General features: G+C 69.2%; 11 protein-coding genes. 2 read left to right on the forward strand and 9 right to left on the reverse strand.

Features of this window, described 5'->3' with window-relative positions:
- Positions 1–7 precede the first annotated feature (7 nt).
- Complete coding sequence (locus MKP05_RS05015; protein ID WP_240567309.1) at positions 8–529, forward strand: macro domain-containing protein; 522 nt, start codon at positions 8–10, stop codon at positions 527–529.
- Positions 530–718: 189 nt separating this feature from the next.
- Positions 719–1,579: a DMT family transporter gene (locus tag MKP05_RS05020; RefSeq protein ID WP_240567310.1), complete on the forward strand. Its 861-nt coding sequence runs from the start codon at positions 719–721 to the stop codon at positions 1,577–1,579.
- A 4-nt stretch (positions 1,580–1,583) separates the two neighbouring features.
- Here the strand turns inward: MKP05_RS05020 and MKP05_RS05025 are convergent, their stop codons facing one another.
- From MKP05_RS05025 to MKP05_RS05065, 9 genes are all read right to left on the reverse strand, one after another.
- Entirely contained in the window at positions 1,584–2,117 is a 534-nt protein-coding gene (locus MKP05_RS05025; RefSeq protein WP_240567311.1) for a DUF192 domain-containing protein, read from the reverse strand.
- Positions 2,114–3,265 carry an ABC transporter ATP-binding protein gene (locus MKP05_RS05030; protein ID WP_240567312.1) on the reverse strand — a complete coding sequence of 384 codons (1,152 nt, stop codon included), beginning with the start codon at positions 3,263–3,265 and terminating at the stop codon, positions 2,114–2,116. The genes MKP05_RS05025 and MKP05_RS05030 overlap by 4 nt, the downstream gene beginning before the upstream one ends.
- Positions 3,258–3,926, reverse strand: a complete 669-nt coding sequence (modB, locus tag MKP05_RS05035) for a molybdate ABC transporter permease subunit (RefSeq protein WP_110282341.1) — start codon at positions 3,924–3,926, stop codon at positions 3,258–3,260. Before modB ends, MKP05_RS05030 begins: the two co-directional genes overlap by 8 nt.
- A complete protein-coding gene (gene modA, locus MKP05_RS05040; RefSeq protein WP_240567313.1) occupies positions 3,926–4,741 on the reverse strand; it encodes a molybdate ABC transporter substrate-binding protein in 816 nt (271 codons plus the stop codon). The genes modB and modA overlap by 1 nt, the downstream gene beginning before the upstream one ends.
- Before the next feature lie 131 nt (positions 4,742–4,872).
- Positions 4,873–5,607, reverse strand: coding sequence for a GntR family transcriptional regulator (locus MKP05_RS05045; RefSeq protein ID WP_110282343.1), 735 nt, complete (start codon positions 5,605–5,607; stop codon positions 4,873–4,875).
- Between the two features lie 138 nt (positions 5,608–5,745).
- Positions 5,746–6,984: an amino acid deaminase gene (locus MKP05_RS05050; RefSeq protein WP_240567319.1), complete on the reverse strand. Its 1,239-nt coding sequence runs from the start codon at positions 6,982–6,984 to the stop codon at positions 5,746–5,748.
- An 8-nt stretch (positions 6,985–6,992) separates the two neighbouring features.
- Complete coding sequence (locus MKP05_RS05055; protein WP_240567314.1) at positions 6,993–9,890, reverse strand: hybrid sensor histidine kinase/response regulator; 2,898 nt, start codon at positions 9,888–9,890, stop codon at positions 6,993–6,995.
- A gap of 145 nt (positions 9,891–10,035) precedes the next feature.
- Positions 10,036–11,685 (reverse strand): Glu/Leu/Phe/Val dehydrogenase dimerization domain-containing protein, encoded by a 1,650-nt coding sequence (locus tag MKP05_RS05060; protein WP_240567315.1) that lies wholly within the window; start codon positions 11,683–11,685, stop codon positions 10,036–10,038.
- A gap of 329 nt (positions 11,686–12,014) precedes the next feature.
- Positions 12,015–12,202: pyruvate kinase alpha/beta domain-containing protein (locus MKP05_RS05065; RefSeq protein WP_276316517.1), on the reverse strand; the 188-nt coding region annotated here is incomplete at its 5' end.

Below are 12,202 nucleotides of genomic sequence, written 5' to 3' on the forward strand. Positions count from 1 at the left end.
GGAGACAATGAGCGCGACCATCGAGTGTATCCGGGGCGATATCGCCCACCAGCCGGATATCGACGCCGTGGTCAATGCCGCCAACGCCGAGTTGCGCATCGGCGGTGGCGTGGCCGGGGCCCTGCATCGGGCCGCGGGCCCGGGGCTCGAGGAAGAGTGTCGCCCCCTGGCGCCCATCCAGCCCGGCCAGGCGGTGATCACCGGCGCCCACGGGCTACCCAATCGCCATGTGATCCACTGCCTGGGGCCGGTCTACGGCATCGACGAACCCTCCGACGAGTTGCTCGCCGCCTGCTACCGCCATGCCCTGCTGCTGGCCGAGCGGGAAGGCATCGCCTCGGTCGCCTTCCCGGCGATCTCCGCTGGCGCCTTCGGCTACCCCGCGACCGAGGCCGCACGCATCGCCCTCTCCACGGTGATCCGGACGCTGCCCGAGTGCCCCGGCATCGAGCGGGTACGCTTCGTGCTGTTCGACACCGCCAGCGCCGAGCTGCACCAGCGCACCCTGGACGCCTTGCAGAAGGGGTGAGGGTAGAAGCCCCCTTGGCGGCCAGGGGCGATCTCGGGGCCAGGCGCAGAGCCATTGGAAGGCGATCGACGCCCTCTCCGGGGCATCGGGCAGGCCGATGCGGATATGGCCATGGCGCGCGAGCCGAAGCGGCCGCCGCTGCCGAGCTGATATGCTGGAGCCTGTGCTAACCGACATCAAGGACGAAACGTGCCACTCCGGGATCTGCTGCTGGGCCTCTCCGTCATCGCCATCTGGGCCCTGAACATCATCGTCATCAAGGTGGGGGTGGCGGAGATGCCGCCGCTGCTGATGACCACCCTGCGCTTCCTGCTGGTGGCCGCCCTGCTGGTACCCTTCCATCCGGTGGCGCGCCACCAGTTGCCCTTCCTGTTGCTGCTCTCGGCGACCTTCGGCACCCTGCATTTCGCGCTGCTGTTCATTGGCCTTGGCCAGGCGGAAGCGGGAACCGGCGCGCTGCTGGTGCAGATGGGCACGCCCTTCGCCACGCTGCTGGCGGTGATCTTCCTCAGGGAGCGCCTGGGACCCAAGCGCCTGGTCGGTTTGACGCTGTCGTTCGCGGGCGTCGTGGTCCTGGCCGGCGGCCCCACCCTGCCGTCGCCGCTGCCGCTGGCCTTGTTGCTGCTCAGCGCCCTGGGCTGGGCGATCTCGCAGCTATTGATCAAGCGCGGGCCGAATATCGCCCCCATGGCACTGGCCGGCTGGGTGGCGCTGTTCGCCGTGCCCCAGGTGGCGCTGGGCTCGCTGCTCTTCGAGCATGACCACCTCGAGGCCATGCGTCGGGCGGGCTGGGCCGGCTGGGGGGCCGTGGTCTACACCGCGGTGATGTCTTCCATTCTCGCCTACGGGCTCTGGTACGGCCTGCTGCGCCGCCACCCGGTCAACCGCGTCGTGCCCATGACCCTGCTGGTGCCGGTGCTGGCGGTGCTGCTGGGGGTGCTGTTGCTGGGCGATACCCTGGGCATCCACAAGCTCGCCGGCGGCGGCCTGGTGGTAGCGGGCATCGCCCTGATCGTGCTGCGCTTCCGGCCGAGGCGAATCGAGGCGTGAATCCCTAGGCGGGGTTCTCAGTCACGTCGACCAGGCACTGGCTGCCGCTGCCCGGCCAGCTGACGCAATCGCCCTCGGCAACGCCCTGCTCCGCGAAGTAGCCGGCGTTGACCTCGAGGGCCGCTCGGTAGGGCACCCCGGGATAGGTGACCGGACACTCGCCGGGACGCTCCGAGTCGCAGGGCTGCATCTGGCGGATCGCCACGATTCGCCCGTCTGCGTCGATGAAGGCGATATCCAGGGGAATCCGCGTGCGATACATCCAGAAGCCGTTGCGCGGCGACTGCTCGTCACGATAGAGAAACAGCATGCCGGCCTCGGCATCGAGGTGGTCCCGGTCTCTCAGTCCCTGGCCACGCTGGGGCAGAGTACGGGCGACCTCGACCCGCAGGCGATGGGGGCCCTGCTCGCTGTGCAGCACCAGGGTCACGGTGTCCAGCGGGCCGGGGCCCTCGGCCAGCAGGGACCGCGGGAGCAGGGCGGCGGTCGGCACCAGGGCGGCGAGGCCCAGCAGCAGTCGGCGTCGGGTCGGGTTCATGTCGGAGTCCTCGCTTGGGTATCGATGGTGCCGCCGAGGGGCATCAGGTGGATGCCTGTGGCCAGAAGCGACACCTGAACGGTCTCGCCACGCGCCAGGCCGTTGCGGCGCGCGGCATGGGTGGATATCTCGAAGCGCAGGGTCTCCGACCCGTGCGCGAAGGCAAGCGATACCGAGGTGATGCCTCCCAGCACCACCATCTCGACCACCTGTCCGGATACCGGGTTCTCGCGCTCGCCCAGCGAGGGGCGCCCGCGGCGGTGCAGCACCACGTCGGAGTGCGGCAGGTACCAGGCGACCCGCTGGCCCGGCGCCAGCGCCTCCAGCCCCCGGGCAACCTCCAGCGCCCAGGGCCCCCACCGCAGGCGACGGTGCCCGTCTGCCTCCACCACCTCGCCCTCGAAGACGTTGTGGCGGTCCAGCAGCCGGGCCACCTCGGGGCTGGCCGGGCGCCGGAACAGCGCCTCCGGGACATCCTGCTGCAGGCTGCGGCCGGCATGCAGCACGCAGAGCCGGTCGGCCAGGGCGGAGGCCTCGTCCAGGTCATGGGTGACCAGCACGATGGGGATGTGGATCTGCTCGCGCAGCAGCGCGAGCTCCCGCTGCAGGCGGCGCCGGGTGACCTGGTCCACCGCCGAGAAGGGTTCGTCGAGCAGCAGCACCCGTGGGCTTCTGGCCAGGGCCCGGGCCAGGGCGACCCGCTGGCGCTGGCCGCCGGAAAGCTCGGCGGGATGACGCTCGGCCAGCCCCTCCAGGCGCACCCGGGTGAGCCAGGCCTGGGCCTGGTCGCGGCGCTCGGCGTTCGGCAGGTGGTCAAGCGCCACCATGACATTGGCCAGGGCGCTCAGGTGGGGGAAGAGCGCATAGTCCTGGAACACCAGCCCCACCCGGCGCTGCTGGGGACGCAACGAACGACCGCTGGCGGCGTCGAACCAGGTCTCGCCGGCACAGCGCACCCGCCCGCCGGCCGGCCGGTAGAGGCCGGCGATGGCCCGCAGCAGGGTGGTCTTGCCGCTGCCGGAGGGACCCACCAGGGCCAGCAGCTCGCCGGGCCGACAGTCGAAGTCCGCGGCCAGGGGAATCGGCCCGGGCTGGTGCAGGCTGACTTCCAGCCTCGCCTCAGGCATGGCGAGCGACGGCTCAGACACGGCGCCACCTCCGTCGCCCGGCGAGACCGTAGACCACGCCGATGGCCAGGAAGGAGACCAGCAGCAGCATGGCCGACATGATGCCGGCACCGGCCTCGTCGAAGGCCTGGACGCGGTCGTAGATGGCGATGGCCAGGGTGCGGGTCTCGCCATCGATGGAGCCACCGACCATCAGGACCACGCCGAACTCGCCCAGGGTATGAGCGAAGGTCAGCGCCAGCGCCGAGACGATCCCCGGCCAGACCAGCGGCAGCTCGATGCGCACGAAGGTCTGCCAGGGCGAGAGGCCACTGCACCAGGCCGCTTCACGCAGGTTGGGGGGGACCGTCTCGAAGGCGCGTTGGATCGGCTGCACGGCGAACGGCAGGTTGGCCACCAGCGAGGCGAGCAGGATGCCGCCGAAGGTGAAATTGAGCCCGCTACCGGCCAGGCGTTGCCAGAAGGCGCCGAAGGGGGCATCGGCGCCGAACGACTGCATCAGGTAGAAGCCCAGCACCGTGGGCGGCATCACCAGCGGCAGGGCGACGAGGGCCTCGAACAGGGGTTTGCCGCGGGCTCGAGTAGTGGCCAGGGCACGCCCCAGCCAGAGGCCGAACGGGATCAACAGCAGGCAGGTGCCGACCGCCAGGCGCAGCGAGACCGAGAGTGCCGTCCAGTCCATCAGGGTCGTGTTTCCGTATCCATGTCGGCCTCGCCGGGCAGCAGGAACCCGTACTGTGCGAGGAGCTCACGAGCCTCTGCCTCCTGCAGCCAGGCGTAGAAGGCTCGGGCCGTCTCGCCGGCGCCGTCGACCAGCACCATGCGCTGTACCAGGGGCTCGTGCCAGCTTTCGGGGATCAGCACGTGCTCGCCGCGCTCGGCCAGCGTCGGCGCCAGCACCAGGGAGTAGGCCACCAGGCCGCCACGGGCATCGGCGGAGAGGGCGAACTGGGCCGCCTGGGACACATTCTCGCCCAGCACGCGCAGGTCGGCGCTCTGTGCCCAGAGCCCGGCGTGTTCCAGCACCTGGCGCGCCGCCACGCCATAGGGCGCATGCTCGGGATTGGCGAGGGCCAGCCGCGGCCTGCCCGCACCGGCAGCGTGGGCGGCGATGGCCTGGCGCACGCCGCCGAGTGGGTCGTCGGCGGCCGGCAGGTCGTCATGATCGGCCCGCTGCAGCCAGGCCAGGCGGCCGATGGCATAGACCACCCCCGCGTCCTCGGTGCGGCCCTCCTCGTGCAATGCCAGCACATAGGCCTCGTCCGCGGAGAGGTAGAGCTCGAAGGGAGCGCCCTGACTGATCTGGCGGCGGAAGTTGCCGGAGGAACCGAAGTTGAGGCGCAGACCGCGCCCGGTCTCTTGCCGAAAGCGCTCGGCCGCCTCGGTGAGGGCGAACTGCAGATCCGATGCCGCCGCCACCGTGGGCACGTCCGCCTTTGCCGATAGCGGCAGCAGTGACAGCAGCCCGAACAGCAGTGCCTGACATCCCGCTTTCATCGCGCCCCCCGGTGATCCGCTCGCAAGGCGGCTCCCGGGCCGCCGACGACGGCATTGTCGGCCACGGAGGCGACGCGGACAAGGCGGAGCCGCCAACAGGGTGCCTGGCCCTGACCCCGATCAAGCCCGGCTCAGGCCTCGGCCGGACTCGGCCGGCCGAGGATCGCCATCAGGTCGGTCTCGGTCTCCCGGGGACCGAGATCGAGCAGGTCCTCGAGCGCCCGCAGGTGCTCGTCGATCACCCCACGCGCCTTCTCCGGCTCGCCGGCGCGCAGCCGTGCCAGCAACCGGGGATGGTCACCGTCCAGGTAACAGGAGGCGAGCGATGGCCGCTTGTAGAGCGCGATGACGATCGAGGTGCGCAGGATCAGGTCGGTGAGCATGGCGCCGAGCACGCGATTGGGCGACAGCTCGGCCACCTGGTGGTGGATGGCCAGGGAGTGCTCGATGCGCGCCGGTTCGTCGCCGCACTGGTGAGCCTCGATCTCGCGATGCGCCTCCTGCTCCAGTGCCGACAGTGCCCCGTCGTCGAGCTGGCCGGCGAGCAGTGCCACCACTTCGCCCTCCACCAGGCGTCGGGCGGCGAAGGTTTCCCGGGTCTCCTCGATGCTGGGGGCACGCACCCGGGCCACCTGGTTCGGGCGCTGGTCGACCACGTGGTCGGCGGCGAGCCGGGTCAACGCCTTGCGGACCACCGAACGGCTCACGCCGAAGACCTCGCCGAGGGTCACCTCGGGCAGGCGGGTGCCGGGGGGCAGACGCTGGGTCAGCACCGCCCTGCGGACCTTGTCGACGATATGCTGGTCGCTGATGCGTACACCCGCCGCCACGGCGGCCTGCACGTCTTCCTGCCAGGCGTTGCTCATGATGCCCTCTCTCTCGTCTCACCTCGCCGACACCTTCGCATGTTTCCCCTCTGCTGACCACATCTTGTCGATTTATTGTATACAACAATACGGGACCTCGTCACCGCACAGACCGGGGACGGGGCCCGCCCGGGATGCTCAGAAGCAGGTGATCATCTCCTCGATCACCTCCAGGCGTTCGTCCGCCAGGCAGATGCGCCGCCACTTGTCGAAGGTCAGGCAAGGGTGCGAGACACCGAAGGCGATGATATCGCCCACGCGCACGCCGTTGCCGACCGGCTCACCGTCCTCCTCCGGCTCACCGGGCAATCGCAGGAAGGCGTGCTGGTCCATCAGCTTGACCACCTCCACGCCGGCCACCGACAGCGGCCTGCGGGGGGAGCCGCCCTCGCGGTAACGCCGCAGCGGCTCGGGCAATCGATCGCCGCCGACGTCGCGACGCCCCATGGCGACGATGGCCAGCCCCGGCTCGGGCAGCGACTGCACCTGGGCGAACACCTCCAGGGCCGGCTCGAGGCCCCGCTCCAGCTCCGGGCGGCGGCCCAGCACCTCTTGCTGGGCCTCGCGATAGAGGCCGTGGTCGTGCACCACATAGCAGCCTGGTCGTAGCACCGGCACGAAGTGGGAGCTCAGGTGCGCCTCGCGGAACACCTGGGCGATCAGGTCGTACCAGGCCGACCCCGAGGCGGTGATCAGCGGCTCATGCAGCTCGATCAAGCCATCGTGGTCCAGCGCCTGGGCCGCCTCCACCAGTTGCCAGGCGTAGTCGCGGACGGCATGCTCCGGGTCGCGACCGTAGACTACCCCTTCGTAGCCCTCGAGCCCGGCCAGCACCAGGGCCGGCTCGGCGTCGATCAGCTCGCCCAGCGCCATCACCTGGTCGTGATCACGGCAGCCGCAACGGCCTCCCCTCACGCCCAGTTCGATCAGCACCTGCAGGCGCAGGTTCTGGGCGGCGAAGTAGCGCCCCAGTTGGCGTACGTTGTCGGCACCGTCGACGACGCAGTAGAAGTCGGCCCCCGCCTCGATCAGGTCGGCGACGATCGCCATGTTGGCTTCACCGACCAATTGGTTGGCCATCAGCAGCCGCCCGACACCATGCACGAAGGCCGCCCGGCACTGGGCCGCCGTGGCCAGGGTGATGCCCCAGGCGCCGGCCTCGAGCTGTCGCCGGAACAGCGCCGGCGTCATGGTGGTCTTGCCGTGCGGCGCCAGTCGCGCCCCGTGCTCGGTAGCGAAGCGCTGCATCCACGCCAGGTTGTGTGCCAGGGGCGCCTCGAACACCACCGCCGCCGGCAGGCTGACCCCACTCAGCAGATCGGGGGCCGTCTCGACGGTTCCCTTGTCGCAGCGCCAGGTCGTCGGCGCTGTCGGCATCTCGCTCATCATGTCGCTCCTGAAAGGCCATCGAGGGCCGTCCGTAGTTCGCTTGCGCGGCTCTCCAGGATACCGAAGGCCTCGGCGGCACCCGCGAGGTCACCCGACCGCGCCAGGGCCTCGAGCTGCAGCGCCGCAGCCCCGAGCGCCTGGCCACCAACGACCTGGGCCGACCCCTTGAGGGTATGCGCCGCCCGGCGCAGGGTCACGGCGTCGTCCCGGGCGATGGCCTCCTCGATCTCCTGCATCAGCCTGGGGCACTCGTCCAGGAACAGCTCGACCATCTCGTCCAGCAGCTCGCGGTTGCCCTCGAGACGCCGCAGCGCTTCCTCTCGATCCAGGCAGGGGACCGCCTCGCCATCACCACTCGGCGCACCGTCCGTCGGCGCCGGAGGCTCGTGCGATGCTTCGCCAGGCACCAGCTCCTCGACGGCCCGGAACAGTTCGGCGGCCCGGAACGGCTTGGTGACATAGTCATCCATGCCCGCGGCCAGGCAGCGCTCCCGATCCTGCTTGGTGGCACTGGCGGTCATGGCCACGATCGGCACATGCTCACCGCTCTCGCGTTCTCGCTCGCGGATCGCCCGGGAGGCGGCGAGGCCATCCATCACCGGCATATGGATGTCCATCAATACCACATCGAACGCTTGCCGCTCGACGGCGTCCAGGGCCTCGGCACCGTTGCAGGCCAACTCGACCTCGTGGCCGCGCTGGGTCAGCAGATCGATGGCCACCCGCTGGTTGGTGAGGCCATCCTCCACCAGCAGCACCCGCCGGGCGATCCAGTCGCCGGGGAGCTCGTGGGAAACGGGCACTGCCTGACCGCTCGCGATGCCGACGCCGAGCGCCTCGGCGACGGCATTCAGCAGCTCCGACTGCTTGACCGGCTTCATCAGCAGGCGCGAGATCTGCAACCGCCGGCGCAGCGCCGCATCGCCGGCGCGCATGCCCGAGGAGAGCATCAGGATCCGCATCCCGGCCAGTTCGGGGCGTTGGCGCAACCTGTCGGCGAGCTCGTAGCCGTCCATGCCCGGCATCATCACGTCGAGCAGGGCGAGCGGGAAGGGAGACTCCACGGCACGCTCGACGACCTCGAGGGCCTTTTCACCATTGGCCACCGCGGTGGGCCGCATCCCCCAACTGGCCAGGATCTCCTCGAGAATCATGCGGTTGGTGCGATTGTCATCCACCACCAGCACGCGCTGGCCATGCAGCCCCAGCGGCTGCCGGAAGGCCTCGTCGCGCTCCACCGGCAGGCGGAAGTCGACGCTGAACGAGAAGCTGCTGCCATGCCCGCCCGGGCCGCTGGCGAGCTGGATCCGCCCCCCCATCATCTCGATCAGCTGGGCGGCGATGGACAGTCCCAATCCAGTGCCGCCGCTCACCCGGGTGGTGGAGGTATCCGCCTGGCCGAAGGCCTCGAAGACCCGCTGGCGCTGCGCCTCGGGAATGCCGACGCCGGTATCGCGCACCTCGAAGGCGATCCGCGCGCGGTCCTCGCCGAGTGTCTCGAGCCCCAGGTCCACCACCACCTCGCCGGTGTCGGTGAACTTGATAGCATTGCCCACCAGGTTGACCACCACCTGGCGCAGGCGCACCGGGTCACCGAGCAACCAGTCGGGAATCTCCGGCGGGATATGCACCGCCAGCTCCAGCCCCTTCTCGTCGGCGCGCAGCGCCATGGTCTGCAGGGTATCGCCCAGGGTGTCGCGCAGGTGGAAAGCCACCGTCTCGAGCTCCAGCCGCCCTGCCTCGATCTTGGAGAAGTCGAGGATGTCGTTGATCAGCCCCAGCAGCGTGTCCGCCGATTTCTGGATGATCGCCACGTACTCCGCCTGCTGCTCGGTGAGCTCGGTACGCTCGAGCAGTTCGGCCACGCCGATCACGCCGTTCATGGGCGTGCGGATCTCATGGCTCATGTTGGCCAGGAATTCGCTCTTGGCCAGGCTGGCCTGCTCCGCCGCATCCCGGGCGCGGCGCAGCTCGTCCTGAGAGCGGCGCAGCTCCACGGCAGTGGCCTGGAGCTCGGCGGTGCGCTCGTCGACCAGCTCCTCCAGGCGGTGACGGTGCTGCTCGAGCTCGGTGATGTCCGAATAGACGGCGACATAGCCACCATCGCCGGTACGGTGCTCGCTGATCTGGACGCAGACGCCGTCGCTGCGCACCATATGATAGGGCCCGGTGGGATGGCGATGCGTGGCGAGACGCTCGGCGATCCACGCCTCGCTCGACGCATAGCCCCGGGGAGTGAGGCCACGCTCGGCCACGGCCCGCAGCAGGTCTTCGAAGTTCAACCCCAGCTCGACCACATCGCCCGGCGTGACGAAGTGCTCCTTGAAGCGGGAGTTGTAGAGCACCAGCCGGTCGTCGGCATCGAACAAGGCGAATCCCTCGGCGATGGATTCGAGGGCTTCGGTGAGCTGGTCGCGCGCCGCCTCGGCATGAGCCTGGGCCTCCTCGGTCAGCATGACCTGGGCCTCGAGATGGGCGCGCTGGGTCTCCAGCTCGGTGATATCGGTATAGATGGCCACCACACCGCCATCGCCGGTCCGCCGCTCGCTGATGCGCAGCTGTCGGCCGGTGGCGGTGCAGACCGTGAAGGGTGGGCCCGGATTGCGGCGCTGGGCGAGGCGCCAGGCGATCCACTCCTCCGGCTCCCGGTCGCCGATGGAGATGATCTTCTGGTAGACCACCGTGCGGATCAGCTCCTCGAAATGCATGCCCGGCTTGACCAGGTCGGGCACCCCCGAGTACTCATCCCGGAACCGCGAGTTGCAGATCACCAGGATGTCATCGGCGTCGTAGAGGGTGAAGCCCTCGGAGATCGACTCGAGCGCCTCGATCAGCTGCTGACGCTGCAGGCAGCAGGGTGCCATCTCTCGTGGCCGTTCGGGCTCGGTGGTCATGCGACGTCCCCCTCATTCCAGGCGGATCAACCGCCGCGCGGCTAGGAGCTTCTTCGTTAAAGAGCCCGCTATTCGCCTCATCAGACCGATAAACTTGTCTCGAAACCCGTGTCTCTCGCGACGATCGGTCAAACCCGACAGGCTCCTAGGGAAAGACGCCGCGCAGCAGCTTGGCTTCGGTCACCCGCGAGGCGCCCTCGACCAGCGCCGCCGTGCGCATGTCGAGCTTGTCCTGCCGTGCCCGACGCAGCGTACGCTGGAAGGCATCCAGCAGGATCGCCTTGAGCCGACCGTTGATCTCGTCGAGGGTCCAGGTCAGGTTCTGCATGCCCTGCACCCACTCGAAATAGGACACCGTCACCCCCCCGGCGTTGCCGAGGATATCGGGCAGCACGAAGATGCCGCGCTCGTGGAGGATATCGTCGGCCTCGAGCATGGTCGGCCCGTTGGCGCCCTCGGCCAGCAGCCGGCAGTTGATGTCGGCGGCGTTCTCCACCGTGACCTGGTTCTGCATGGCCGCCAGCACCAGGATGTCGCAGTCGAGCTCGAGCAGCTCGTCACCGTCGAGCGCCTCGGCATCCCCATAGCCGGCCAGCACCCGGTGTTCGTCGATATGGGCCTGCAGCGCCTCCACCGACAGCCCCTCGGGGCGATGGAGCGCGGTGGAGACATCACCCACCGCAATGATCTTCACGCCCAGCTCGGCGAGAAAGCGCGCCGCATGGCTGCCCACATTGCCGAAGCCCTGGACCACCGCGGTCGACCCGGCGAGCTCGAGCCCCAGGTGCGCCGCCGAGGCCTCGATCAGGTAAACCAGGCCACGCCCGGTGGCCTCCTTGCGCCCCAGCGAACCGCCCAGCACCACCGGCTTGCCGGTGACCACCGTCGGCACCGCATGCCCCACCTGCTGGCTGTAGGTGTCCATCACCCAGGCCATCACCTGCTCGTCGGTCCCCAGGTCCGGCGCCGGTATATCCTTGTCCGGGCCGATCATGTCGATGATCTCGGTGGTATAGCGTCGCGTCAGGCGCTGCAGCTCCGAACTGCTGAGCGCGGTGGGATCGACCCGCACGCCGCCCTTGGCGCCACCGAAAGGCAGCCGCATCAGGGCGCACTTCCAGGTCATCCAGGTGGCCAGAGCCGCCACCTCGCCCAGGGTCACGTCCTGATGGTAGCGGATGCCGCCCTTGGTCGGCCCCATGGTGAGGACGTGCTGGACCCGGTAGCCGAACACCGTCTCCACCTGGCTGTGATCGTCGCGCAGGAAGGGGAAGGAGACCATCTGGGCACGCTGCGGGAACAGCAACCGCTGGCGTACGTTGTCGTCCAGGTTCATGTACTGGGCGGCCTTGAGGAATTGCTGCTGGGCCAGGCGGAACATCGGCGAGTCCCATTCGCCGCCCCTGGCCCGGGCTCGGGCCAGGGTGTAGCGAACCGCACGCCCCAGGGAGGCGCCCTTGAGATGCGACTTGACCAGGTAGTCGTAGGCCCCCGACTCCACCGCCCGAGCCGCCAGCTTGACGTCGTCGAGGCTGGTGAGGATCACCACCGGCACCTGGGGTGCCACCAGGCGGACTCGCCACAGGGTCTCCAGCTCCTGGCTGTCCGGCAGCACCAGGTCCAGCAGCACGAGATCCACGTTGCCCTGGGCGAGGCGTTTCAGGCCGGTGTCGAGACGTTCCACCGCCTCGACGTCGCACCGCAACTGGATATCGGCCTTGAGCAGCTGCTGGATCAGGCGGCGATGCAGCGCATTGTCCTCGATCAGCAGCAGGTGTATGGGGGTGGCGGACATGATCGAAGCCCTCGCGGTGAGCCGAGCTCGGCCAGCACATCCTGAACCCCGCCCGGAGCCCGACACCCCCGGGCGGGTCCCGTTAGCCTAAGCGTAGGCCAGACGGGCGTTATCGGCGCCCCCTTGGGAGCTCAGGGCTATCGCAGTTGACTGTTGCGAGGGCGCCGGGGGCAGGCCGAAGAGGAGGTCCGATTCCAGGGAAGGAATCGGTAGCGCCCAAGGAAGGGTTTACAGCGCCTCCTCGCAGGCCTGCCGGCGGATCAGCCCCGAGCAATGCTGCTATCTGCAATAGCCCTGCTTGGGAGCCTGTCGGGCTCGACCGACGGCCCCTACCCGACCTTGAGAATCTTCAGGGTGTTGGTACCGCCATGGGCGTTCATGTGGTCGCCTCGGGTCAGGATGACATGATCGCCGGGTTCGGCAATGCCTTTTTCCACCAGCAGCGCCAGCGCCCGGTCGTTGACCTCGGTGGGCACCATCTCGCTGGTGTCGAAGGGCAGCGAGACCACGCCGCGAT

Origin of the sequence: Halomonas flagellata, assembly GCF_022487945.1 — a bacterium.
Lineage (GTDB): Bacteria > Pseudomonadota > Gammaproteobacteria > Pseudomonadales > Halomonadaceae > Halomonas > Halomonas flagellata.